Genomic DNA, 22,115 nt, shown 5'->3' on the forward strand with positions numbered 1-22,115 from the left:
TGCATGGGTTTGCGTAACTTCTTTGATAATATCGAGCCGCATTTCACCAAAGGTGGCAAATACGAAAAGCTTTTCCCTGTCTACGAGATGGTGGAAAGCCTGCTTTACACGCCTAAAACGGTCACATCAGTCGCACCTCATGCACGGTCTTTCGTGGATATGAAGCGGATCATGACCTATGTCGTGCTGGCAACCATCCCCTGTATCCTTTGGGGCATGTACAACACCGGCCTTCAGGCCAACGGCGCGATTGCCGCGCTGGGTGACAGCGCCGCGACAGGGTGGCGTATCGCCATTCTGCAAGGTCTGGGCATTTCGCTGGATCCGACCAGCATGTTTGCCAATGTTCTGCACGGGTTCCTCTACTTCCTGCCGATATACCTGACGACATTGATCGTCGGCGGGATTTTCGAAGTGATCTTTGCGACGGTCCGGGGACACGAAGTCAACGAAGGCTTCCTTGTGACCTCGATGCTTTATGTTCTGATCCTGCCTGCAAGCACACCTCTCTGGCAGGTTGGCTTGGGCATCGCCTTTGGCGTTGTGATCGGCAAAGAGGTCTTTGGCGGTACCGGCAAAAACTTCCTCAACCCGGCCCTGACAGGACGTGCGTTCCTCTATTTCGCCTATCCTGCGTATATGTCGGGTGACTCGATCTGGACACCTGTAGATGGCTTTTCCGGCGCAACCGCGTTGGGTGTCTCTGCCGCACAAGGGTTTCAGGCGCTGGCCGCTGAAGGGATCACATGGATGGATGCGTTCTTTGGAACGATCCAGGGGTCGTTCGGGGAAACCTCGACACTGGCCTGTCTGATTGGTCTTTGCTTCCTGCTGATCACCAAAATCGCCAACTGGCGCCTGATCGTAGGCTGCCTTGGTGGCATGATCGGCCTTTCGCTGCTGTTGAACGTGATTGGCTCGGAAACGAACCCGATGTTCGCCATGCCTTGGTACTGGCACCTTGTGCTGGGTGGCTATGCGTTTGGTCTTGTCTTCATGGTGACAGAGCCGGTTTCCGCCAGCCACACCAACGTGGGCCGCTATATCTATGGTGCGCTGATCGGTGTGATGGTTGTGCTGATCCGTGTGATCAATCCCGCTTTCCCGGAAGGCATGATGCTTGCCATCCTGTTCGGTAACGTCTTTGCGCCTCTGATCGACTATTTCGTCGTACAGGCCAACATCAAACGGAGGGCGCGTCGTCATGTCTGATACGCAAACGCCTGATCAACCCAAGGGCGCGATCGCCCGCTTTCTGGCCGCTCCGCCAGACTCTGTTGGGAAAACCATCTTTGTCGCTGTGGCTTTGTGCCTGTTTGCTTCGATGATCGTATCGGTCGCAGCCGTAAGCCTGCGTCCTGTTCAGGAAGCCAACAAACTGCGCGACAAACAGTTGAACGTCCTGCAGGTGTCCGGCGTCTATGAACCGGGCATGAACGTTGCAGAAACCTTTGCCGCGTTCGAACCCAAGGTTCTGGAACTTGCTACGGGTGAGTTCACGGATGAATTCGATGCCACCACGTTCGACGATCTGGCCGCAGCGTCTGATCCCGAGCTGAGCGTTGCACTAGGCAACGATCCCGCCGGTATCGGCCGCAAAGCCAAATACCGTGTTGTCTATCTGTTGAAAGACGACGCCGGTGCGATCGACAAGGTGATCCTGCCGGTCCACGGCTATGGCCTGTGGTCAACACTGTATGGCTTCATCGCTCTGGAAGAGAACGGCAACGACATCTTCGGTCTGCAGTTCTATCAGCACGGTGAAACCCCCGGTCTTGGTGCCGAGGTCGACAACCCGCGCTGGAAATCACTGTGGAGCGGCAAGAAGCTGCGCGATGAAAACGGCGAGATGCAAATCAACGTGTCCAAAGCCCAATCGCCTGCTGGTCCCGACTATCACATCGATGCTTTGGCCGGTGCCACACTGACCTCGGTTGGTGTCGATAACCTGGTGAAATTCTGGCTGGGTGACGAAGGCTATGCCGCGTTCCTTGCCAAACTGAAAACGGGAGATCTCTGATGTCACAAACAAAAAGAGAAATGCTGATCGACCCGTTGGTCGACAACAACCCGATCACCCTTCAGGTGCTGGGTATCTGTTCGGCGCTGGCGGTGACGTCCTCGTTGCAGGTTGCCTTTGTGATGACGCTGGCGGTGACCTTTGTGACCGCGTTTGCATCGTTCTTCATCTCGATCCTGCGTAACCAGATTCCCGGCTCGATCCGGATCATCGTCCAGATGGTCATCATCGCGTCGCTGGTGATCCTTGTGGACCAGATCCTCAAAGCCTATGCCTTTGAAATCTCGAAAACACTGTCGGTATTTGTTGGCCTGATCATCACCAACTGTATCGTGATGGGCCGCGCCGAAGCCTTTGCCATGAAGAACCCGCCTGTCGCGTCCTTCATCGACGGCATCGGCAACGGGATGGGTTATGGCCTGATCCTGATGCTGGTCGGCTTCATTCGTGAACTGTTCGGCGCCGGATCGCTGTTTGGTGTGACAATCCTCGAGACCGTGAACAACGGTGGCTGGTACGTCCCCAACGGCATGCTTCTTCTGCCACCTTCTGCGTTCTTCATTATCGGTCTGCTCATCTGGGGCTTCCGCACATGGAAACCCAAGCAGGTCGAAGAGCGTGAATATAAAATTCAGACGGTGGAGGGGCACTGATGGAAGGCCTTATCGCACTGGCCGTAAAGGCCATCTTTGTTGAAAACCTCGCACTGTCGTTCTTCCTTGGCATGTGTACCTTCATCGCGGTGTCGAAAAAGATCTCGACCGCGCTGGGTCTCGGGATTTCGGTTATGGTCGTTCAGGCCATCACCGTACCTGCGAACAACCTGCTGCTGACCTACCTGCTGAAACCGGGTGCGTTGGCTTGGGCCGGGTTCCCAGATGTGGATCTGACCTTCCTTGGTCTGATTTCTTACATCGGCGTGATCGCGGCCATGGTGCAAATCCTCGAGATGATCCTGGATAAGTATTTCCCGCCGCTTTACAACGCGCTGGGGATCTTCCTGCCCCTCATCACAGTGAACTGCGCTATCCTTGGTGGCTCTTTGTTCATGGTCGAGCGGGACTACAACTTTGCCGAAGCAACCACCTATGGCCTGTCTTCTGGCTTTGGTTGGGCGCTTGCCATCACCGCAATGGCCGGTGTGCGCGAGAAGCTGAAGTATTCTGATGTTCCTGACGGGCTTCAGGGGCTTGGCATCACCTTCATCACAGCAGGTCTGATGGCGATGGCCTTCATGTCCTTCTCTGGCGTCAAACTGTAAGGGGGCCGATACTATGGAAACGTTTTCTCTGGGTGTCATCCTTTTCACCCTCATCGTTCTTGCTCTGGTGACGCTGATCCTCGTGGCACGTTCGCGTCTGGTTTCGACCGGCGACGTCCAGATCACGATCAACGGCGAAAAGACCATTTCGGTACCGGCTGGCGGCAAACTGCTCCAGACACTGGCGGCTGAAAAGCTCTTTGTTCCGTCCGCCTGTGGCGGCGGGGGCACCTGCGCGCAGTGTCGCGTCAAGGTGCATTCGGGGGGCGGGTCGATCCTGCCCACCGAAGAAAGCCACATCACCAAGCGTGAAGCCTCTTGTGGTGACCGTCTGTCGTGTCAGGTGGCCGTCAAACAGGATATGGACATCGAAGTCCCCGAAGAAGTGTTCGGCGTGAAAAAGTGGGAATGCACCGTGCGTTCCAACGATAACGTCGCGACCTTCATCAAGGCGCTGGTTCTGGACCTGCCCGAAGGCGAGGATGTTAACTTCCGCGCGGGTGGCTATATCCAGATCGAAGCGCCTGCACACGAATTGAAATACACCGAATTTGATATTCAGGAAGAGTATCGCGAAGATTGGGACAAGTTCAATTTGTGGCAGTACGACTCGAAGGTGACCTTGCCTGTTGAACGTGCGTATTCGATGGCCAACTACCCCGAAGAGCGCGGTATGATCATGTTGAACGTGCGTGTGGCTTCGCCACCTCCCGGATCAACGGGCATCCCTGCCGGCGAGATGTCGTCGTATATCTTTAACCTGAAACCAGGTGACAAGGTGACGATCTCTGGTCCCTTCGGCGAGTTCTTTGCACGTGAAACCGAAAAAGAGATGGTCTTTATCGGTGGTGGTGCCGGTATGGCGCCTATGCGTTCGCACATCTTTGATCAGCTGAAGCGTCTGAACTCCAACCGCAAGATCAGCTTCTGGTATGGTGCGCGTTCGAAGAAAGAGATGTTCTTTGTCGAAGACTTTGACGGTCTGGCAGCAGAGAACCCCAACTTTGATTGGCATGTTGCCCTGTCCGATCCTCAGCCCGACGATGATTGGGATGGTTTGACCGGCTTCATTCACAACGTGCTGTACGAACAATATCTCAAGGATCACCCGAACCCTGAAGATTGCGAATTCTACATGTGTGGTCCGCCCATCATGAACCAATCCGTGATCAACATGCTGTTGGACATGGGTGTGGATCGCGAAGACATCATGTTGGATGACTTTGGCGGATAATCCGGAAAGAATTTGAAACGGGGCGGCTTTCGAGCCGCCCTTATTCTTTGGCAGAGGCCCGCAAAAGGTAAGGCCCGGACACAGTGTTGTGCGCCGGGCCTTACTGATTTTCGAAGTACCCTCTCTCAAGGGCGGTTGTCAGACCTAGCCGACAATCATCTGCTTCATTTTGAGCGCTTCATATTCCAGCTCGGTCAGGCGGAAATTGACGACATCACCCACGGTGATCATGCCAACAAGCGAAGTGCCATCCATGACGGGCATGTGGCGGAATTTACCTTCTGTCATACGCTTTAGAACGTCGATCATGCTGTCTGCCGGCGCGCAGGTCAGAACATCTTTGGTCATCAGGTCCTCGACGGCCTGAGGCAGCGTCTGGCCGGGGGTGTCTGCCATGCGGCGCACGATATCGCGTTCAGATAGAATCCCGAGAACGGCGCGGTTCTGATCAGTCACGACAACGGCTCCGATGCCTTTGTCCCGCAGAATGGTCACAACCGTCGAAATGGTGTCATTGGGGCGTACCGTAATGACGTCATTGCCTTTTTCATCCAGCAATTTGGAAATTGTGGTGGTGGATGAGGCTAGATTCGATTGCGATGTCTGGCTATAGGTCTTTTCGGATTTGTCCCCTTGGGACGGGGACTGGTAAGAGCTTGGTGCCAATGTCTTCTCCTCCATTTTAGCGCGCTGACAAGACCATCTTAGCGACGCATCTTGATCTGACTAGTGGTTTTTCCGCCTAAAGGGTTGGAAGCCGGAGAGAAAACGCAATGAACGACCTTTATCTGACTCCTTTGACCGGCTCTATTCTGGTGTTTCTTGTGGTCGTTTGTGGCCACCGCTTTCGCAAGGCATGGAAAGAGCAATATCCGGGCTGGCAAAAGCGCGCTTGGATGTACGGTGTGCCCGCTCTGGTTGGTCTTTTAATGCTGGGATTTGTGCCCCTCGAATTCTAGGCAAACCGGCGCTGGTGCGACGCGGGCACGGTTTGACTCGGGACGCGTCGGGTGGCATATGTCGCTGCGATTTACAGGAGCCCCGACATGATCCGTTGGACCCCCATTGCCGCCGTTGTTTTTTTGTCTGGTTGCCTTTTCGAAGAGACGCCGGAAGTTGTCCGTTTTTCGGGCAAAACCATGGGCACGACCTATAACATCACCGCCATCGGAGTGGACCTTGACGAAGAGGCGCTGAGCGCCAGCATCGAGGCGACACTCAAGGATGTGAACGGCAAAATGTCGAACTGGGACCCCGAGTCCGAGGTGTCGACCTTTTCAAAATCGACAAGCACCCTGCCGCAAACGGTTTCTGCTGACTTTGCCAAGGTCATGAGTGCCGCAGGCGAGGTGCATGTGGTCAGCGGCGGACAGTTTGACGTCACGCTTGGACCGCTTATCGAACTTTGGGGATTTGGCCCGCGCAAGCCCGAAGATCCGATTCCGTCGGATGAGGCGATCAACGAAGCCCTGACAGGTGTCGGACAGGCACGTCTTCTGGATCTGGACCCCGCCGCGCCAAGTCTGGCCAAAGCGGCCCCCGAGGTTGGCATCAACCTGTCGGCCATTGCCAAAGGGTTCGGGATTGATGCGGTCTCTGCGGTTCTGCAAGACGCCGGTATCGAAAACTTCATGGTCGAAATCGGCGGCGACCTCTTTGCCGAGGGCAAGAACGACAAGGGCGATCCATGGCGGATCGGCATCGAGACCCCAGAAGCGGGTGGTCAAGGCGGGCTCGAGCTGATCGTTCCGGTCAGCAACACCGGCATGGCGACATCCGGAGACTACCGCAACTTTTTCGAGCAGGATGGCATCCGCTATTCGCACATCATTGATCCGACCACCGGCCGCCCGATCACACACCGCACCACGTCTGTCACCGTTTTGGCGGAAAACGGGATGCTCGCGGATGCCTGGGCCACGGCGATGCTTGTTCTTGGTCAAGAACGCGGCATGAAGATCGCGAATGATCACAATCTTGCGGTGTTCTTCATTTCACGCAGTGCAAATGCCGACGCGGAAGATTATATCACCACTCAAAGCGACAGCTTCGCCGCCGCACAGTCGGTCGACTAAGACACAGGAGACTACATCATGAGCACCTTTATTCTGGCTTTTATTCTGCTGGGTCTGGTCATGCTGGGCATGAGCCTCGGGGTTATGCTGATGGGCAAAACCATCAAGGGCAGCTGTGGCGGTCTTAACGCGATCTCGGGCGCTGACAAATGTGTGGTGTGTTCCAAAGATGTGGACCCCAACAGCCCTCTCAAAGACAAGCTGATGTGCAAACGCCAGCGCGAAATGCTGGAACGCATGCAGGCCGAAGGCTAAGAACCCACGGTTTTGGACATGGTTTGATCAGGCGGCTTCGGGGCCGCCTTTTTGCTGTTCAACGGCCTTTGGGCGACCAGAAGGCGACGATATAAGATGTGCCCGGCGTGCCCGAGGGGAAGCGGGATTTGACCGACTTGCGCAACAGGTCAACCTCATTTGATCCGGCCGCGAACCACAGGAAATGGTCTGGGCTTCGGGCCTGACAGTCGCGCGCCGCATCCGACAGCGCGCCTTCTGCCAAGGGCACCCATTCAACGACGAAACCGGCATGGTCCGGCATCGGATAGGTCGCTCGTGTCTGGACATCACCTTTGAGGAAAACGCGCCCTTTTGCCTCTGCTGGCAAGCTTTCCAAAAAACGCGCCACGGCGGGCAATCCGGTTTCATCTGCGAACAGGTTGAGGTTCAGCGCATCGGGAATGCCGCCACCAGAAGGCCCTGTGAAAAACACCACATCGTCCCGTTGGGCATGTTCTGCCCAGTGCTCTGTCCGGCTTGCCACGTGACGAAACACATCAAAGGTCAAAAGACCCTGCGGCCTGTCCAGTGCACGCACGGTATAAACAGGGCGATGCGGTGCCTGATCACCTGTGGGCCATGTCAGTACGCCGTTTTGGGCCACTGTTGGCAAGGTGAGTGGCGCCTCTGCGGTCGGGGGCAGGAACAGACGAAAATGAATGGATGTATCGGAAAACGCTTCAAGCGTTTCACATCGAACCAACACACGCAGAAAGGTGCTCCCAAGTGACGTGACTGACACCACTTGGGCGCGGTGCAGGGTCGGTGGCTGGCGGGCTGTATCAGGCGCGTCAGACCAGCATAGCGCCTCTGCGGCTTTGGTCGACATAGCAGCGATCAATTGCACGACGCTTTCGCGCAATTCCTGAAGGTTTTGGGCGGTTTCGGATGCGATCTGTAGGCGCACACCGGTTTGGGACGCGGCAATGCAGATACCGCCTGAAACCGTCAGAACAGTTATGGTGCGTGGCTGGTGTTGCTCTTTCACGGCCAGATCAAACGATCCGGCCAGTTCCAGAAGCTTTAAACGCACCGCGTCAAACGGCACATCGATAACACCCGATTGCGCAGAAAACGGAAGGTCGTGCAGAGCGGTCATGCCCAAACGCGGGTGCGCCTAGAACCCGTGCATCCGCTTGGCCCATTGATAGGCCACAACAAAACCCTTCATGCGTGGCAAAAGGAACAAAGACGCGGCAATCGTCAGCGCCCCCATGCCCAAGGCCAGCTCAAGAGGTTCGGGCCGGAACTTTACAAACACAAAGTGCAAAGCAAAGCCAAGGATGTGACCGACCAACAAAATCGTCAGATACGCCGGACCATCGTCGGCCCGCTGATGTGACAGGTCTTCGCCGCATTCCGAGCAGGAATCATTCACTTTGAGGTAGCTGTGCAGCAATTTGCCCTCACCGCAGTTGGGGCATTTCAAACGCAGGCCCTTGGCAATAGCGGGTCCCAAAGGACGCTCGAGCGGTGGTGCAAACATGTCAGTCATGGAAACCTCCAAAGGATCACTCATTGCGGGTTAGACCGATTCCAAAGTGATTGCAATCTAGGCGATACGCCGTGCGCTGCGATGACGCGTGACCCAAAGGCCATCTGACGTTTCGTCCAACATCGCAATTCTGGTCCATGCGGGCTGTGCGGGCGACCTGTGCGCATTTATGCTGCCAGAACCAAATCCAGAGTTCAGTGAAACATGTACCAGCATCCAGAACCCGACTATTTGCCCCCGCGTTTTCTGCGGCCTGCCTTTGTGCAAACGGTTTTGGCAGGCCTGCCTTTGCGCAAACGCGGCACCAGCGCGATGGAGGAGGTGGCACAGCCCCTGATGCTGGATTGTGGGGATGGCATTCGAACCACCGCCATGCTTTCAGAGAACCCGCAAGGCCGTGGCACGGTGTTGGTGGTGCATGGGTGGCTGGGGCATGTCGACTCGACCTATGTGGTGTCGTCGTCACGTTTCCTGTTCGAGCAGGGCTTTTCGGTGATGCGCATCAACCTGTTGGATCACGGCGACACGCTGCATCTGAACGAAGGCTTCTTTCATGCCGCACATTTTGTCGAAGTGTTTAATGCGATTGCGCATGCGGCACGGCTGGCGCCGCATGGACCCGTGTCTTTGATGGGCTTTTCACTGGGGGGCAACTTTGCCCTGCGTGTGGCGCGCCATCTGAAAGACCACCCGATTTCCGAACTGTCGCGCATTTTTGCCATCAGCCCGGTCATCAATCCCGGCGTTGTGGGCAAGAAAATCGATGCCGATCCTCTTATCCGTCGCTATTTCCGTCGCAAGCTGCACCGGACGTTTCGCACCAAAGAGGCGGCCTTTCCGGATCTCTATGATGTGGCCCCAATGGTGGCACAGCCGACGATCACCGGCGCCACAGAGGTCTTTATGCAGCATTACAGCGAATACCCCGATGCGGCGACCTACTTCGCAGACTATGCGGTTGGGCTGGGGGATCTGGTCGGGTGCCCCGTTCCGGTCACCGCGATCGGGTCTGTTGATGACCCAATCGTGCCGGGCGAAGAGTTGGGCACGCTGGTCAAGGATCAGAACCTCGAGATCATCATGACCAACCATGGCGGCCACAACGGTTTCTTCCAAACGCTGATGGGGCCAACCTACTATGACGATCTGGTGCTGCGCCGATTGACGGTTTGACCCGCACCGCGCGGTTTTTCCGAGGAAACGTGTGCGACGATGCCCGATGCCCCGTCGCGCACATCCGGTGCCTTACTTCTGCTTTGCCAAACGCATGACCGTCACGCCGTTTTTGTTGGTCAGCGCAAGGCTCTCTTCGTTCATCACATAACCGGTGACTTTTTCCAGCTCTTTCAGAACGGTTTTCTCGAGCTTGTCGTAAGGGGCAGGGCAGGCCATCAATGTTCCGGCCATGGGGCCTTTAAAGCTCATGGTCTCGGGGCCGACCTCGACGGGGCCACGGAACCTGTTGCAGCCAGCATAGACGCCTACGCCGCCTTCGGCAAAGGTCACGACGGGTTTGATATCCGACACCAGCATCCGGCCTCCCAGTTCAAAGGCTTCCCATGTTGTTCCGTCAAAGTCCGGGGTTTCCTTGGCGGGCGTTGAGACTTTCTGCATGACCACCTCGACTGTGTTGCCATTGCCTTGCGTCAGAACAGGATGTGCCGATGTGTTTCGAAACAAGAGTTTGCCTTTGAAGGTCACGGAAGCTTCGATGTTATAGCGCATCCGCTCGTCAATCAGGGTCGCATCATAGGTCAGCTCAAACGGCTGTGGCACCCGTTTGAGCGACATACGCTGGGACGACATTGTGATCGCAGGCGCATCCGCACGCGACACATCAACCAGTTTGACCTCAAGTACCGAGCCGGGAATGACAGCCATACGCTCAAGATATGTTGCCGTGCCCGAAACGGTGTCAGCGGCGGCATAACTGGCCGCACCAACAACCCCGCAGGTTGCAAGGGCAGCGGACGCAAGAAACGATTTCAACATACGGAACAATCCTTTTGTGTAATGTGCGGTGTCATCCAGACGAGGCCTAGTTTCCGGTAGGCGGTGCGATCAACAAATCGGTCGGGGGCTCGCGTACCAGTTCGGCGGCAAATCCACCGATCCGGTGCAAAAACAACCCCGAGCGGGTATGCGCGCCAATGGCCAGCATATCTGGTTTTGTATCCGCAACAGTCTGCATCAAGATACCGCGCAAACCACCTGTGACGATGGTGTGTTCAAAGTTGTCGTTCTCGGAGGGAACGGTTTCCAACCACTTCGCGGCCTCTGCTTCGGCCTCTTGGCGGACGGCTTTCGCCATTTCAGAGTCCGTATCCCCACCTGTAAGACCGGCATAGGGCACATGCAGCGCGTGAATGGCTTTGACCTCGGCCTCAGGCGCAAGGGTCAGCGCCGCATCAACCACTGTCGCACAGGCCCTGGAATAGCTCACAAGACCCAGCACCGAGGTATAGTCGTGGTCGGCTGATTCCTTGACCAGCAAAACCGGAACGGTGCTGGCTGTCACAATGCGCTCCATCGTTGTTTCACGCAAACTATCCAGGAATGTGCGGGGACGGTGCAGACCGAGAACAACCAGATCCGCCTCTTTCGCGACCACAAACTGGGTCAGCGCTTCGGTGATATCACCCGAGGTTACCGTAACATCATAAGAGGCACCGGTGTTCAGCGCGTCAATCTGAACGGGCAGACGTTCTTCAATCGAAAGCCGCAAAGGACGGGCCAGATCATCTGGCATTGCGGCATCCACAATCGAAATCACATGCAGTTGGATGTCATGTTGCTTGGCCAGCAAAAGCGCACGGTGCATCGCGCGATCTGAACGTTCAGAGAGGTCGGTCGCCACTACTATTGATTTCATTTCAAAACCCTTTCCCACTAATCAAGCGGTTTGCTCATCCTCAAAGATATGTCATCCGCCGCGATATAAAATCCCTTTTTGAAGATTTATGTTCTTTCGTCGGCGCTCTCTTGCCAAGGGGCCGCGTAACTCCCAGTATCGCCTCACTTGTTTCGGAGCAAAGACGTGTTCAATCTCTATGCCACCATTTGGCGCGTCAGCGGCCGCCAGCAGATTCTCCTGATCCTGATCTCGATGGCCATCGCCGCACTGGCAGCGGTGCCATTGAACTTTCAAAAGGACATCATTAACGGACTGACCGAAAGCAGCATCGACAAAACCGGGCTGCTTTGGATGTGTGTCTGGATGATGGGCGCGATCTTGTTGTCGCTCACATTGAAATGGGTGTCGGGCTATCTTTCGAACCTTCTGGGCGAAGACGTCATTCGGCGCATCCGGAACCGTATCATTATCGGCTTTGGCGCCCATCCCGACCCCGACGGGGCCGGTGCCGTGGCGACGATGGTCTCGGCCGAGGCCGAAGACCTTGGCAAGTTCACGGGCAGTGCGTTTTCCGAACCCGTGATGCAGTTGGGCACCTTGATCAGCGTGATTGGCTTTATTGTTGCGACACAGCCGGGTCTGGGTCTGATTGCACTGTTCATGATTGTCCCGCAGGTGATCGTGGTGCTTTATACGCAGCGCAGGGTAAACATGCTTATCTCGGAACGCGTTCATGTGCTGCGCCGCGCCACCGCCGAGATTTCCGCGGACACCATCGCAAAGGTCTCTGATGAAATAGGCGCCGAGTTTGACCGCATTTATGAAACGCGCAAATCGTTGTTCAAATGGAAGCTGTCGACCAAGTTCGTGCTGAGCAGTGTCAACGGGGCAGGGACCGTTTCGGTGCTTTTGCTGGGTGGAGGCCTTGTTCTGGTTGGTGAAACGGATGTGGGCACCGTGGTTGCGGCCACGATGGGTCTTGGCCGTCTTCAGGCCCCGACGGCGTTCCTGATTGCCTTTTACAGACAGGTCAGCGCGACACGGGTCAAATTCGAGCTTTTGCGCGATGCGGCCGGTGTTGTCCCAAAGTAAGCCAATCCGCGACCCAGATGATCTGCGCGCGCCGATCTGTTTCCACGGTGGTGGGGACGGAGCGAAAGACCCGCCATTGCAACCTTTGAGACGGATCTACCCGATCCCGCCGACTTGCAGTTTTTTGCCAAGTCGTGCCACCTACCGGCAAGACTATCCAAATTCCCAGAGGTGCCAATCTGTCGTGGCCCCCTGAAATCGCAGCGAGGTGATCCATGGCCGACACAACCAAAAACAAAGTGAACATTTTGTTCATCATGTACGACCAGCTGCGGTTTGATTATCTGAGCTGCGCCGGTCATCCGCATTTACACACGCCCAACTTTGATCGGGTGGCGGGAATGGGTGTCAGGTTTACCAACGCCTATGTGCAGTCCCCCATCTGCGGGGCCTCGCGGATGAGCTTTTATACAGGGCGCTACACCTCTAGCCACGGGGCGCAATGGAACGGGTTCCCCCTGCGTGTTGGCGAACATACCATGGGCGACCACCTGCGGCGCGAAGGGATGGACTGTTGGCTACTGGGCAAGACCCACATGAAGGCCGACGCTGACGGGATTGCACGTTTGGGGCTTAGTCCCGACAGCGAAATCGGCGCCAGACAGGCCGAATGTGGCTTTGATTCATGGATTCGCGATGATGGTTTGTGGGCCGAAGGGCCGGACGGATTCTATGACGAAAAACGGTCGCCCTATAATGAATACCTCAAATCCAAGGGCTATCCTTCGGAAAACCCGTGGGCGGATTTTGCCAATGCGGGAATCGACGAAAACGGGGACGTCGCCTCGGGGTGGATGTTCGCCAATGCGGACAAACCCGCCAACATCCGCGAAAAAGACAGCGAAACACCGTGGCTGACCCAAAAGACAATTGAATTCATCGAACAGGCCCGTGCACCGTGGTGCGCTCACGTCAGTTTTATCAAACCGCATTGGCCCTATATCGTGCCCGCGCCCTATCACGCCATTTATGGCACCAACCATGTGCCACAGCCCACGCGCCACGAGGTCGAGCAAGACAGCCCCCATCCGGTGTTCGGTGCCTATATGGGTAACAAGATTGCGCAGGCCTTCCAGCGGGAGGATGTCCGGCAAAAGGTGATCCCCGCCTATATGGGTCTGATCAAACAATGTGATGACCAGCTTGGCGTTCTTCTCGAATATCTGGAAACCAGCGGACGCATGGACAATACGATGATTGTGTTGACCTCGGATCATGGCGATTATCTGGGCGATCATTGGCTTGGTGAAAAGGATCTGTTTCACGAACCCAGCGTGAAGGTGCCCATGATCATCTACGATCCCCGCCCCGAGGCGGATGCAACGCGCGGCACCACATGCGATGCCTTGGTGGAATCAATTGATCTGGCCGCGACCTTTGTCGAGGTGGCCGGCGGCAAGGTGCCTGACCACATTATCGAGGGGCGGTCTTTGCTGCCTTGGCTGCGCGGAGAAACCCCGGACTGGCGCGAATTCGCGATCAGTGAATACGACTACTCCGCGACGCCCCAATGCGTCAAACTTGGGCTGGAACCCCGCGACGCACGCCTGTTCATGGTGTTCGATGGCCGGTACAAACTGATGCATGCCGAAGGCGGATTTCGCCCGATGCTGTTTGACCTGCAAGAAGACCCCGAAGAGTTTCACGATCTGGCCAAGGGCGACGCCCACCAAGCTGAAATAGACAGGCTTTATGGCTATCTCGCACAGTGGGGCCGGCGTTTGGCACAGCGCGTGACCAAATCCGAAGAGGACATCAAGGCCATGCGCGGACGTTCGTTGCGCAAAGGGATTTTGCCGTTTCTTTACGATGGTTCGGAAATACCGGAAGAGCTGACCGAAAACTATCGCGGTCCCGCCCCGAAATCCTATCTCGACACCTAGGCACATCTGGCTCTGCAGTTTTGGTGTGAAACTCAAGTCCCCGCTTTGGTGTCACGCCAGCGGGGAGGATAACACCCGCACCGCCAAAAATGGCGCGGACAGCGTAAGGTCCTGACAACTTTGTGGATTTTGCGATGTTCGGGAAAAGTGGCAGCCCGTAGGGGAATCGAACCCCTCTTTCCAGGTTGAAAACCTGGCGTCCTAACCGATAGACGAACGGGCCACTTGAACCAAAAGTTCAGGGGTTTCCGAGTATGGAAACAGCTTCGGTGGCAGCCCGTAGGGGAATCGAACCCCTCTTTCCAGGTTGAAAACCTGGCGTCCTAACCGATAGACGAACGGGCCATTCCGAAGCGTGAGGCGGTATTTATGCAAAGCGCTTGATGTGCGCAAGCAGAAATTTCAGAGTCTTGAAAAATAATTGCGGGCGCTTCCCGCAGGGCCCGTCAGGGCGCATAAAACACGGTGTTTCCTAGGCCGGAGCAGCATCTTCCAGACGCAGCTGAACATTGCGGCGGCCGCCCCATTCGTTGATTTCCAGACGACCGGCAAGGTGGAACCGTGCGCCATTGTGATTCTGCAGGGCAGGACCCAGCGCTGTATCAAAAGCCCCGAAACAAATGGAATCGATGCGCACGCCCAAACCGTCTCCGAATGTCATCTTGAGGTGGCTGTCCCCGATGCGTTTTGCAAACAGGATTTCAACGTCCGGAAATACGAAACGCGGGGCAGGGGCACCCGCACCAAAAGGACCCGCCTTTTCGATATCCTCGATCAGCTCGATCCGCGCCGCCGTCGGCATCAGCATACCGTCCAGTTTCAAATCGGCAGGGCCACCCTGTCCGGCCCCCTGTTTTTCCAGAAGCTCGCTCAGGCGCGCCATAGCCGGTTCGAGCATATCTCGTGCAACCGTCAGACCGGCGGCCATCTTGTGCCCCCCGCCCTTGATCAGCAGACCCTCGGCCGCCAGTTTCTGGATCGAGGCCCCAAGGTCTACGCCCGAAACAGAACGCCCCGAGCCTTTGCCTTCCGCGTCATCCAGCCCGATCACGACCGCAGGACGGTTTGTCGCCTCTTTGAGACGGCTTGCGACAATGCCGACAACACCGGGATGCCAGCCTTCACCAGCGGCCCAGACCAACGGCGCGTCAAGACCGCGTTCTTCGGCCTGATCAAGGGCTGCGGCACGCACCGAGGCTTCGATATCGCGCCGTTCGGTGTTCAGGGCATCCAGACGTTCGGCCAAGGCTGCGGCCTCGTGTGGGTTGTCCGTGGCCAAAAGCCGTGCACCCAGATCGGCCTGACCGATGCGTCCTCCGGCGTTGACACGTGGCCCCAGCAGAAACCCCAGATGATAGGTGTTGGGGGCGGTCTCCATGCGCGAGACATCCGACAGCGCCACAATGCCAACCCGTTCCCGTCGGGCCATCACCTTGAGCCCCTGTCGCACCAAGGCGCGGTTCACACCGATCAGGGGCGCAACATCGGCAACAGTGCCAAGGGCCACGAGATCCAGCATGGCCATGAGGTCTGGTCCCTTGGCGCCGGAGTCGCGCATCTGACGGTTCACTTCAACCAGCATCAGGAAAACAACCGCCGCCGCACAAAGGTGCGCGAGGTCGCCGGTCTCGTCCTGCCGGTTGGGGTTCACCACGGCCAAGGCCGGTGGCAGGGTTTCCCCACCAAGGTGGTGATCCAGCACCAGCACATCAGCCCCTTTTGCGGCCGCGATTGGCCCATGGGACAGAATTCCGCAATCGACACAGACAATCAGGTCATGCGCTTGTGCCAAAGCTTCCATCGCGGCTTCGTTCGGGCCATAGCCCTCGTCGATGCGATCCGGAATATAGAGCGTCGACGCAACGCCCATCTGGCGCAGCCACGTCATCAACTGGGCCGCAGAGGTGCCACCATCCACATCGTAATCGGCAAAAATCGCAATCCGCTCGCGGTTCCTGACGGCCTGAAGGAAACGGGTGGCGGCCTTTTCCATATCTTTCAGGGATCGCGGGTCGGGCAGCAGATCCGCCAGCTTCGGGTCCAGAAACGAGGCGGCGTTCATTGCATCCACGCCACGGCGCGCCAGAACCTGACACAATGCCGGGGGCAGGGTGGTGTCCTGCGCCAAGAGTTCCGCTGCGCGGTTGGTCTCGATTGAGGGCCCCACCCAGCGCCGTCCGCTGAGCGAGGTTGAAACATCCAGATAGTCGCTCATGTCAGGGCCTCGAGTATCGCGTCTGTGCTATCAGCGCGGCAAAATTCGCCATGAAGCATCGAGACTTCTGCGCGGTGAATGTCATCAGCAGTCATTTTGGGTGCCCCGTCGCTCCAGCTGTTGTCGGCGTGGGTCTCGAATGCGGCACAGGCATCATGCGCCAGCCATGTATCAAACCCGAGGTTGGCCGCCATGCGCACAGAGGTCGAAATACACTGAGGTGTCGACAGCCCCGCAATCACCACACCCGTCACGCCGGCCTTGCGCAGATCACTTTCTAACGCGGTGCCGATGAAGGCAGAGTTGGTCTGTTTGGAATACACAGGTTCACCGTCGCGCGGCGCCACGATCGCCTTGATCTTCGTGCCGCCGTTGTCGGGATGCAGTGGCGAGGTGGCGCGCGTAGACAGGTGATACACATGAAAAAGCGGCGCGCCTGCGTCCCGAAACCGGGACAAAAGGCGCGCCGCATTATGTTCAGCGTCCGGATTGTTACGCGCGCCCCAAAGGGGACTGTCCATCCCTTCCTGAATATCAATCAGGATGAGAGCGCGCGACACGGATTATTCCACCGGAGTGCGGTATACGATACGACGCACCGAACCGGTTTTCGAACGCATGATCAGTGTTTCTGTTGTGACCCAGCCGGGCTCGGTCTTGATGCCTTCAACCAGCGACCCTTGGGTCACGCCGGTGGCGGCAAAGATCACGTCTTCGGTGACCATGTCGTCACGGCTGTAGATGCGGTCCAGATCGGTGATGCCTGCTTTTGCAGCACGGCCACGCTCGTCGTCGTTGCGGAACAACAGGCGCCCCCAGATTTGACCACCCATACATTTCAACGCCGATGCCGCCAGAACACCTTCGGGTGCCCCGCCAGAGCCCATATACATGTCGATGCCGGTGATTTCGGCTTCTGCACAGTGCATCACGCCTGCAACGTCACCGTCTGTGATCAGACGGATCGCCGCGCCGGTTGAACGGACTTCTGCAATCATGTCTTCGTGGCGTGGACGCTCGAGAATACAAACCGTGATGTCAGACGCGTCACAGCCTTTGGCTTTGGCCAGCGCTTCAACACGTTCTTTCGGGCTCATGTCCAGCGATACGACGTCTTTTTCAAAGCCCGGGCCGATGGCCAGCTTGTCCATGTATACGTCAGGTGCGTGAAGCATCGACCCACGAGGACCCATCGAGATAACGGTCAGGGCGTTGGGCATATCTTTTGCGGTCAGGGTTGTGCCTTCCAGCGGGTCCAGCGCGATGTCAACGCCGGGGCCGTTTCCGGTGCCAACTTCTTCGCCGATGAACAGCATTGGCGCTTCGTCGCGCTCGCCTTCGCCGATAACAACGACACCAGCAATATCAAGCAGGTTCAGCTGGTCGCGCATGGCGTTGACCGCTGCTTGGTCTGCGGCTTTTTCGTCGCCACGGCCAACAAGCTTGGCCGAGGCCAATGCGGCTTGCTCGGCAACACGGGCGAGGCCCAACGACAACATTCGATCCTGAAATTCAGCTTTGGTCGACATGAAAACAATCCTTGAAGATAGGTATTTTGACAAAAGGGTTTAGACGCCTGCGCCCTTGGGCACAAGCATCAAAGGCGGTTTCGCACGAGGGCCTGTAACAACAGACCCACCATTAGCCCATTCAGAAGGTGCCACATGAAGTGAGTGCCTAATGGGAGAGCGCTACAATAAGAGATGTCGATGGTGCGAAATGTCAAAGACGCACCAAAGACCAAAGTCGCCGCAATCGCCCATGGCGCCATCGGGTGATGCCTGCGCCACGTGATGATTGAAAAGACCACAAGGGCGATGAGGGCCGGTGCGTATTGAAGCGACCCATTGAATGGCGAATGCGAATGGCCGTGGGCATGTGATGCGTCGGCCTCGGGGGATCCCGACGCCAGAAACCAGACCACCAGAACGGCGCCGACGATGGCGGCAATCCGCAGAATGCGCCCCGGAGCAACGCCCCCGATCAGATGGATCGAGACCAAAACGTAAAGCGCGACAAACGACCAGATCGGGATTACATCCGCAAGTTCGGTCCAGCTGTTTGCAAAGGTGTGAAACAGGAAGGACCCCACACCGATCAGCGCCGCCAAAACGATCAGGACATGGATTGCCAGCGGAACAGGCGGGTTTTTGCGGGCTTCGACCCATGCCCAGAGCGCGGCAAGCGGAAAGGCAATATTCGAGATCGCATTGATAGGCTCGTTCCAGAACCCCGGCGCCGTGCGCTCACAATACAAGTCGATATAGGTTGCATAATCCATTTTAACTCAATCACTTATAAAAAAGGCGCGCCGCATGTCTGCGCCGCGCCTATCACGTCAATATGTCTGTCTTGCGACGGGTCTCACACGGTTTCGATGCGCAGGGCGACCGGCTGGTTGGCCATCACACCCGTTTCGGTCATGGCATCAACGGCCGCGTCCAATGCGGCGCGTGTGGTTTTATGCGTCACGATCAGGACCGGCGCATTGGTGTCGTTGTGGCGGGTCTGGCGCATCCGGTCGATGCTGATGCCGTTGTCGCCCAACACGGTCGCAACCTTGGCCAAAGAACCGGGACGGTCCTGCAATGTCAGGTGCAGATAATAAGGGGCAGGCGAATTGGATTGCGCCACCTTGGCCTTCTCGAGAGAGGCCGCAGGCACGCCAAAGGTCGTGATGCGCAGGCCACGCGCGATATCGCAGACATCGCCCATTACGGCACTCGCCGTCGGGCCTTCACCAGCACCGGGGCCGCGCAAGACAACCTGCTCAACCGCGTCGCCTTCGATCACCACCATATTGGTGCCACCCTTCAGTTGACCTAACGGGCTGTCGGCGGGCACAAGACAGGGCGACATGCGCTGCTCCAGACCACGGCCTGTTATTTGGGCAACGCCCAGCAGCTTGATTTTATATCCAAGATCTGCGGCCTGATGGATGTCCTCGATGGAAATACGCTGGATGCCTTCCAACTCGACCCCGTCGAAATCGACCTGTGTGCCAAAGGCGATCGATGACAACAGCGACAGCTTGTGACCGGCATCGATGCCACCCACGTCGAGATTCGGATCGGCTTCGAGATACCCAAGAGCGTCGGCCTCGGCGAAAACCTCTTCATAAGGCAGACCGGAATCCTGCATCCGTGTCAGGATATAGTTGCAGGTGCCGTTCATCACGCCCATGACGCGGGTGATTTCGTTGCCAGCCAGACCTTCAGTCAGGGACTTGATTACAGGGATGCCACCGGCAACCGCCGCTTCAAACCGGATCACGCATCCTTTAGCTTCTGCGGCTTCCGCCAATGCCTGTCCGTGATGGGCAAGCAGGGCTTTGTTTGCTGTGACAACATCCTTGCCAGTTGCGATGGCGGCCTCGATCGAATCTTTGGCAGGGCCGTCGTGCCCGCCCATCAGTTCGACAAAAACGTCAACATCATCGCGTTTGGCCAAGGCCACCGGATCATCTTCCCAGGCAAAGTCGCTCAGGTTCACGCCGCGGTCTTTGTCACGCGAGCGGGCCGAGACGGCCGTGATAACCACGGGGCGACCTGTGCGCGTGGCCAGAAGATTTGCCTTCTGACGAACAATTTTCACAACGCCGACACCAACAGTGCCCAATCCGGCGATACCCAGACGCAGGGGGGTGGTCATCATGCTCTCCTTTACATGTGTTTCTGATTTGCCGTTTACCCTCTTGCCCCAAAGGGTGCAATGCAGCATGCGACGCCGCGCGACGCATTCCGCAGAAATAGCGATTTCGCGGGCCTGTCTGCGCGGTTTCTACTCGATGGGGCGGGTGCGCAATTCATTGGCGCGACGGTTCAGGCGATCAACCCGTGCAATCAGTTGATCGTCGCTGTTCTCGTCCAGACGGGCCGCATCTTCGATCAGAATGTCGTCCACGGGAATCAGATCGGGAAAGGGGGCGCGTTTGGCACTGTCACTGACCGCTTGAGCCACGTCTGGAAATTCCGCGCAAGCGGCAAGGAAGGACAAAACTGTCAGGGTCAAAAGAGGGCGCATGATAGGACCTGAGCTTGCAGTTCCCGCTTTTTGCCTCAACCAGCATAAGAGAGCAAGCAGGGCTTTCAACTGAACGTGTGTTCAGTTAACCTGAATGTATGGCAAGAACTGCAGGGTCACATTCCGATATCACAGGACCGCGTGTGCGCGAAGCCGCGCTGTCGTTGTTTTCGCGCCATGGCTATGCCGCCGTATCGATGCGCCAGATTGCAAAAGAGGTCGGCGTTCAGGCCGGTGCCCTTTACAATTATACGCCGGACAAACAGACCTTGCTGTTCGAACTGATGCGCAGCCACATGGACGACCTGTTGTCGGCCCGCGCCGCAACCGGCGACAGCGGACAGGATGCCATGGCGCGCCTCGAGGCGTTTACACGGTTTCACATCCACTTTCACTCGCAACGCCCCGATGAGGTCTTCATCGCCTATATGGAATTGCGCAATCTGACGCCCGAGAATTTCGAAGTCATCGAAGGTCTGCGCAGGCAATATGAAAACGGGCTGGAAGACATCCTGAGCGCGGGTCAGAGCGACGGCGTGTTTGCGGTCTCTGATACCAAGATTGCAGCCATGGCCGTGATTGCCATGCTGACGGGCGTCAATACGTGGTTTCAGGAAGGCGGACGCCTGTCTCTGGAAGAGGTCGAGCAGATCTACTGGGATATGGTGCGCAAATCTGTCGCCGCTAACCCCTAGCGGCGACGCAAGTTTTTTACAGTGCGGTGCGCAACCGCCCTACATTCCGCTTTCGCGAATAAACGTATCGTTGCGCAGATCGCGAAAGGCCTGGCGCAATTCTTCTTGGGTGTTCATGACAATCGGGCCATGCCATGCCACGGGTTCCCGAATGGGGGCGCCTGAAATCAACAAAAAGCGCACGCCTTGTTCACCTGCCTGAACCGTGACCTCGTCGCCCGTGCCAAACCGCACCAGCGTCCGGTCGCCGGACATGTCGCGAATATGCACTTCTTCTCCGCCCACTTCTTTTTCCAGCAGGATTCCGGTTGGGGTTGACGCATCCGCAAAAGCGGCATCACCTTCAAAGATATAGGCAAAGGCCTGACGATAGGTGTCCACCGGCAGGGTCTTTTTGACGCCCGGAGGGATGGAAATATCAAGGTATTGCGGGTCTGCGGCAATACCGTCCACAGGACCGCGCTTGCCCCAGAAATTGCCCACAACAATGCGCACCTTTGTGCCGTCATCATCGATAATTTCCGGAATCTCGCGGGCCTCGACATCCTGATAGCGGGGCGAGGTCATCTTCAAATCGGACGGCAAATTCGCCCAAAGCTGAAACCCGTGGTTCACGCCGGCCCTGTCGGGGGCTGGCATTTCCTGATGTAGAATGCCCGATCCTGCCGTCATCCACTGGACGTCTCCGGCCCCCAGTGTGCCGGTGTTGCCAAGGCTGTCTTGATGCTCGACCGATCCCGACAAGACATAGGTGATGGTTTCAATCCCGCGGTGGGGGTGCCATGGAAACCCCGCCTGATACTGGGCCGGGTCGTCATTGCGGAAATGATCCATCATCAGGAACGGGTCCAGTTCGGACGGATCTTGAAAACCGAAAGCACGGTGCAAATGCACGCCTGCACCTTCGATAACAGGTTGGGCGGCGCGCGTTTCGAGAACAGGTCTGATTGACATGATGCATCTCCTTTTCGTCCTACAAACTAGGTTCTGCA

The 22,115-nt window shown here is 57.0% G+C and carries 24 protein-coding genes and 2 tRNA genes; 12 read left to right on the forward strand and 14 right to left on the reverse strand.

The window, feature by feature from the left end; translation table 11 throughout:
* Positions 1–3 precede the first annotated feature (3 nt).
* The 5 genes from PH7735_RS17790 to nqrF are packed head-to-tail and all read left to right on the forward strand — an operon-like array spanning position 4 to position 4,515.
* Positions 4–1,212, forward strand: coding sequence for an NADH:ubiquinone reductase (Na(+)-transporting) subunit B (locus PH7735_RS17790; RefSeq protein ID WP_058312773.1), 1,209 nt, complete (start codon positions 4–6; stop codon positions 1,210–1,212).
* The gene (locus PH7735_RS17795) at positions 1,205–2,020 is read left to right on the forward strand and encodes a Na(+)-translocating NADH-quinone reductase subunit C (protein WP_058312774.1); all 816 of its coding nucleotides are present in this window, start codon (positions 1,205–1,207) and stop codon (positions 2,018–2,020) included. Before PH7735_RS17790 ends, PH7735_RS17795 begins: the two co-directional genes overlap by 8 nt.
* On the forward strand, positions 2,020–2,673 hold the full coding sequence (locus tag PH7735_RS17800; RefSeq protein WP_058312775.1) for an NADH:ubiquinone reductase (Na(+)-transporting) subunit D: 654 nt from the start codon (positions 2,020–2,022) through the stop codon (positions 2,671–2,673). The genes PH7735_RS17795 and PH7735_RS17800 overlap by 1 nt, the downstream gene beginning before the upstream one ends.
* Positions 2,673–3,281: an NADH:ubiquinone reductase (Na(+)-transporting) subunit E gene (gene nqrE, locus PH7735_RS17805; protein WP_058312776.1), complete on the forward strand. Its 609-nt coding sequence runs from the start codon at positions 2,673–2,675 to the stop codon at positions 3,279–3,281. Before PH7735_RS17800 ends, nqrE begins: the two co-directional genes overlap by 1 nt.
* Before the next feature lie 13 nt (positions 3,282–3,294).
* Positions 3,295–4,515: an NADH:ubiquinone reductase (Na(+)-transporting) subunit F gene (gene nqrF, locus PH7735_RS17810; protein WP_058312777.1), complete on the forward strand. Its 1,221-nt coding sequence runs from the start codon at positions 3,295–3,297 to the stop codon at positions 4,513–4,515.
* A 144-nt stretch (positions 4,516–4,659) separates the two neighbouring features.
* On the opposite strand, the gene PH7735_RS17815 is transcribed toward nqrF, so the two are convergent.
* Positions 4,660–5,181 (reverse strand): CBS domain-containing protein, encoded by a 522-nt coding sequence (locus PH7735_RS17815; RefSeq protein ID WP_058312828.1) that lies wholly within the window; start codon positions 5,179–5,181, stop codon positions 4,660–4,662.
* A gap of 107 nt (positions 5,182–5,288) precedes the next feature.
* On the opposite strand from PH7735_RS17815, the gene PH7735_RS17820 reads away from it, so the two are divergent.
* From PH7735_RS17820 to nqrM, 3 genes are all read left to right on the forward strand, one after another.
* Complete coding sequence (locus tag PH7735_RS17820; RefSeq protein ID WP_058312778.1) at positions 5,289–5,474, forward strand: hypothetical protein; 186 nt, start codon at positions 5,289–5,291, stop codon at positions 5,472–5,474.
* Positions 5,475–5,561: 87 nt separating this feature from the next.
* Positions 5,562–6,590 carry an FAD:protein FMN transferase gene (locus PH7735_RS17825; protein WP_058312779.1) on the forward strand — a complete coding sequence of 343 codons (1,029 nt, stop codon included), beginning with the start codon at positions 5,562–5,564 and terminating at the stop codon, positions 6,588–6,590.
* 18 nt (positions 6,591–6,608) lie between these two features.
* On the forward strand, positions 6,609–6,845 hold the full coding sequence (nqrM, locus tag PH7735_RS17830; RefSeq protein WP_058312780.1) for a (Na+)-NQR maturation NqrM: 237 nt from the start codon (positions 6,609–6,611) through the stop codon (positions 6,843–6,845).
* 58 nt (positions 6,846–6,903) lie between these two features.
* On the opposite strand, the gene PH7735_RS17835 is transcribed toward nqrM, so the two are convergent.
* Both PH7735_RS17835 and PH7735_RS17840 read right to left on the reverse strand, forming a co-directional pair.
* Positions 6,904–7,965, reverse strand: coding sequence for a siderophore-interacting protein (locus PH7735_RS17835; protein ID WP_058312781.1), 1,062 nt, complete (start codon positions 7,963–7,965; stop codon positions 6,904–6,906).
* A gap of 18 nt (positions 7,966–7,983) precedes the next feature.
* Complete coding sequence (locus PH7735_RS17840) at positions 7,984–8,361, reverse strand: DUF983 domain-containing protein (RefSeq protein ID WP_199535004.1); 378 nt, start codon at positions 8,359–8,361, stop codon at positions 7,984–7,986.
* Between the two features lie 204 nt (positions 8,362–8,565).
* Here PH7735_RS17840 and PH7735_RS17845 point away from each other — a divergent pair, with 204 nt between their 5' ends.
* The gene (locus tag PH7735_RS17845) at positions 8,566–9,534 is read left to right on the forward strand and encodes an alpha/beta fold hydrolase (protein WP_058312783.1); all 969 of its coding nucleotides are present in this window, start codon (positions 8,566–8,568) and stop codon (positions 9,532–9,534) included.
* A 72-nt stretch (positions 9,535–9,606) separates the two neighbouring features.
* Here the strand turns inward: PH7735_RS17845 and PH7735_RS17850 are convergent, their stop codons facing one another.
* Positions 9,607–10,353 (reverse strand): YbaY family lipoprotein, encoded by a 747-nt coding sequence (locus PH7735_RS17850; RefSeq protein WP_058312784.1) that lies wholly within the window; start codon positions 10,351–10,353, stop codon positions 9,607–9,609.
* A 46-nt stretch (positions 10,354–10,399) separates the two neighbouring features.
* The gene (locus PH7735_RS17855) at positions 10,400–11,233 is read right to left on the reverse strand and encodes a universal stress protein (protein ID WP_082645302.1); all 834 of its coding nucleotides are present in this window, start codon (positions 11,231–11,233) and stop codon (positions 10,400–10,402) included.
* A gap of 165 nt (positions 11,234–11,398) precedes the next feature.
* On the opposite strand from PH7735_RS17855, the gene PH7735_RS17860 reads away from it, so the two are divergent.
* Together PH7735_RS17860 and PH7735_RS17865 are read left to right on the forward strand one after the other, a co-directional pair.
* Positions 11,399–12,307, forward strand: coding sequence for an ABC transporter transmembrane domain-containing protein (locus PH7735_RS17860; protein WP_058312786.1), 909 nt, complete (start codon positions 11,399–11,401; stop codon positions 12,305–12,307).
* Between the two features lie 239 nt (positions 12,308–12,546).
* Positions 12,547–14,190, forward strand: a complete 1,644-nt coding sequence (locus PH7735_RS17865; RefSeq protein WP_058312829.1) for a sulfatase-like hydrolase/transferase — start codon at positions 12,547–12,549, stop codon at positions 14,188–14,190.
* A 148-nt stretch (positions 14,191–14,338) separates the two neighbouring features.
* Here PH7735_RS17865 and PH7735_RS17870 read toward each other — a convergent pair.
* The 8 genes from PH7735_RS17870 to PH7735_RS17905 all read right to left on the reverse strand — a co-directional run bounded on the left by PH7735_RS17870 (position 14,339) and on the right by PH7735_RS17905 (position 20,428).
* Positions 14,339–14,413 (reverse strand) — tRNA-Glu (locus tag PH7735_RS17870).
* Between the two features lie 47 nt (positions 14,414–14,460).
* A tRNA-Glu gene (locus tag PH7735_RS17875) sits at positions 14,461–14,535 on the reverse strand.
* Between the two features lie 127 nt (positions 14,536–14,662).
* Entirely contained in the window at positions 14,663–16,405 is a 1,743-nt protein-coding gene (gene recJ / locus PH7735_RS17880; protein WP_058312787.1) for a single-stranded-DNA-specific exonuclease RecJ, read from the reverse strand.
* On the reverse strand, positions 16,402–16,965 hold the full coding sequence (locus tag PH7735_RS17885; RefSeq protein ID WP_082645303.1) for a cysteine hydrolase family protein: 564 nt from the start codon (positions 16,963–16,965) through the stop codon (positions 16,402–16,404). Before PH7735_RS17885 ends, recJ begins: the two co-directional genes overlap by 4 nt.
* Positions 16,966–16,968: 3 nt before the next feature.
* Positions 16,969–17,934, reverse strand: coding sequence for a class II fructose-bisphosphatase (gene glpX / locus PH7735_RS17890; RefSeq protein ID WP_058312788.1), 966 nt, complete (start codon positions 17,932–17,934; stop codon positions 16,969–16,971).
* A 68-nt stretch (positions 17,935–18,002) separates the two neighbouring features.
* Positions 18,003–18,686, reverse strand: a complete 684-nt coding sequence (locus PH7735_RS17895; protein ID WP_058312789.1) for a ceramidase domain-containing protein — start codon at positions 18,684–18,686, stop codon at positions 18,003–18,005.
* Positions 18,687–18,769: 83 nt separating this feature from the next.
* A complete protein-coding gene (locus tag PH7735_RS17900) occupies positions 18,770–20,056 on the reverse strand; it encodes a homoserine dehydrogenase (RefSeq protein ID WP_058312790.1) in 1,287 nt (428 codons plus the stop codon).
* A 129-nt stretch (positions 20,057–20,185) separates the two neighbouring features.
* Positions 20,186–20,428 (reverse strand): hypothetical protein, encoded by a 243-nt coding sequence (locus PH7735_RS17905; RefSeq protein WP_058312791.1) that lies wholly within the window; start codon positions 20,426–20,428, stop codon positions 20,186–20,188.
* A gap of 98 nt (positions 20,429–20,526) precedes the next feature.
* Here PH7735_RS17905 and PH7735_RS17910 point away from each other — a divergent pair, with 98 nt between their 5' ends.
* Entirely contained in the window at positions 20,527–21,123 is a 597-nt protein-coding gene (locus tag PH7735_RS17910; RefSeq protein ID WP_058312792.1) for a TetR/AcrR family transcriptional regulator, read from the forward strand.
* A gap of 39 nt (positions 21,124–21,162) precedes the next feature.
* Here the strand turns inward: PH7735_RS17910 and PH7735_RS17915 are convergent, their stop codons facing one another.
* Positions 21,163–22,077, reverse strand: coding sequence for a pirin family protein (locus tag PH7735_RS17915; RefSeq protein WP_058312793.1), 915 nt, complete (start codon positions 22,075–22,077; stop codon positions 21,163–21,165).
* Between the last annotated feature and the right edge of the window lie 38 nt (positions 22,078–22,115).

Source organism: Shimia thalassica, assembly GCF_001458215.1.
Lineage (GTDB): Bacteria > Pseudomonadota > Alphaproteobacteria > Rhodobacterales > Rhodobacteraceae > Shimia > Shimia thalassica.

Coding starts and splice junctions, on each gene's coding strand:
- PH7735_RS17790 (WP_058312773.1), top strand. CDS start 4: ATGGGTTTGCGTAACTTCTTTGATAATATCGAGCCGCATTTCACCAAA.
- PH7735_RS17795 (WP_058312774.1), top strand. CDS start 1,205: ATGTCTGATACGCAAACGCCTGATCAACCCAAGGGCGCGATCGCCCGC.
- PH7735_RS17800 (WP_058312775.1), top strand. CDS start 2,020: ATGTCACAAACAAAAAGAGAAATGCTGATCGACCCGTTGGTCGACAAC.
- nqrE (WP_058312776.1), top strand. CDS start 2,673: ATGGAAGGCCTTATCGCACTGGCCGTAAAGGCCATCTTTGTTGAAAAC.
- nqrF (WP_058312777.1), top strand. CDS start 3,295: ATGGAAACGTTTTCTCTGGGTGTCATCCTTTTCACCCTCATCGTTCTT.
- PH7735_RS17820 (WP_058312778.1), top strand. CDS start 5,289: ATGAACGACCTTTATCTGACTCCTTTGACCGGCTCTATTCTGGTGTTT.
- PH7735_RS17825 (WP_058312779.1), top strand. CDS start 5,562: ATGATCCGTTGGACCCCCATTGCCGCCGTTGTTTTTTTGTCTGGTTGC.
- nqrM (WP_058312780.1), top strand. CDS start 6,609: ATGAGCACCTTTATTCTGGCTTTTATTCTGCTGGGTCTGGTCATGCTG.
- PH7735_RS17835 (WP_058312781.1), bottom strand. CDS start 7,965: ATGACCGCTCTGCACGACCTTCCGTTTTCTGCGCAATCGGGTGTTATC.
- PH7735_RS17840 (WP_199535004.1), bottom strand. CDS start 8,361: ATGACTGACATGTTTGCACCACCGCTCGAGCGTCCTTTGGGACCCGCT.
- PH7735_RS17845 (WP_058312783.1), top strand. CDS start 8,566: ATGTACCAGCATCCAGAACCCGACTATTTGCCCCCGCGTTTTCTGCGG.
- PH7735_RS17850 (WP_058312784.1), bottom strand. CDS start 10,353: ATGTTGAAATCGTTTCTTGCGTCCGCTGCCCTTGCAACCTGCGGGGTT.
- PH7735_RS17855 (WP_082645302.1), bottom strand. CDS start 11,233: ATGAAATCAATAGTAGTGGCGACCGACCTCTCTGAACGTTCAGATCGC.
- recJ (WP_058312787.1), bottom strand. CDS start 16,405: ATGAGCGACTATCTGGATGTTTCAACCTCGCTCAGCGGACGGCGCTGG.
- glpX (WP_058312788.1), bottom strand. CDS start 17,934: ATGTCGACCAAAGCTGAATTTCAGGATCGAATGTTGTCGTTGGGCCTC.
- PH7735_RS17895 (WP_058312789.1), bottom strand. CDS start 18,686: ATGGATTATGCAACCTATATCGACTTGTATTGTGAGCGCACGGCGCCG.
- PH7735_RS17900 (WP_058312790.1), bottom strand. CDS start 20,056: ATGACCACCCCCCTGCGTCTGGGTATCGCCGGATTGGGCACTGTTGGT.
- PH7735_RS17905 (WP_058312791.1), bottom strand. CDS start 20,428: ATGCGCCCTCTTTTGACCCTGACAGTTTTGTCCTTCCTTGCCGCTTGC.
- PH7735_RS17910 (WP_058312792.1), top strand. CDS start 20,527: ATGGCAAGAACTGCAGGGTCACATTCCGATATCACAGGACCGCGTGTG.
- PH7735_RS17915 (WP_058312793.1), bottom strand. CDS start 22,077: ATGTCAATCAGACCTGTTCTCGAAACGCGCGCCGCCCAACCTGTTATC.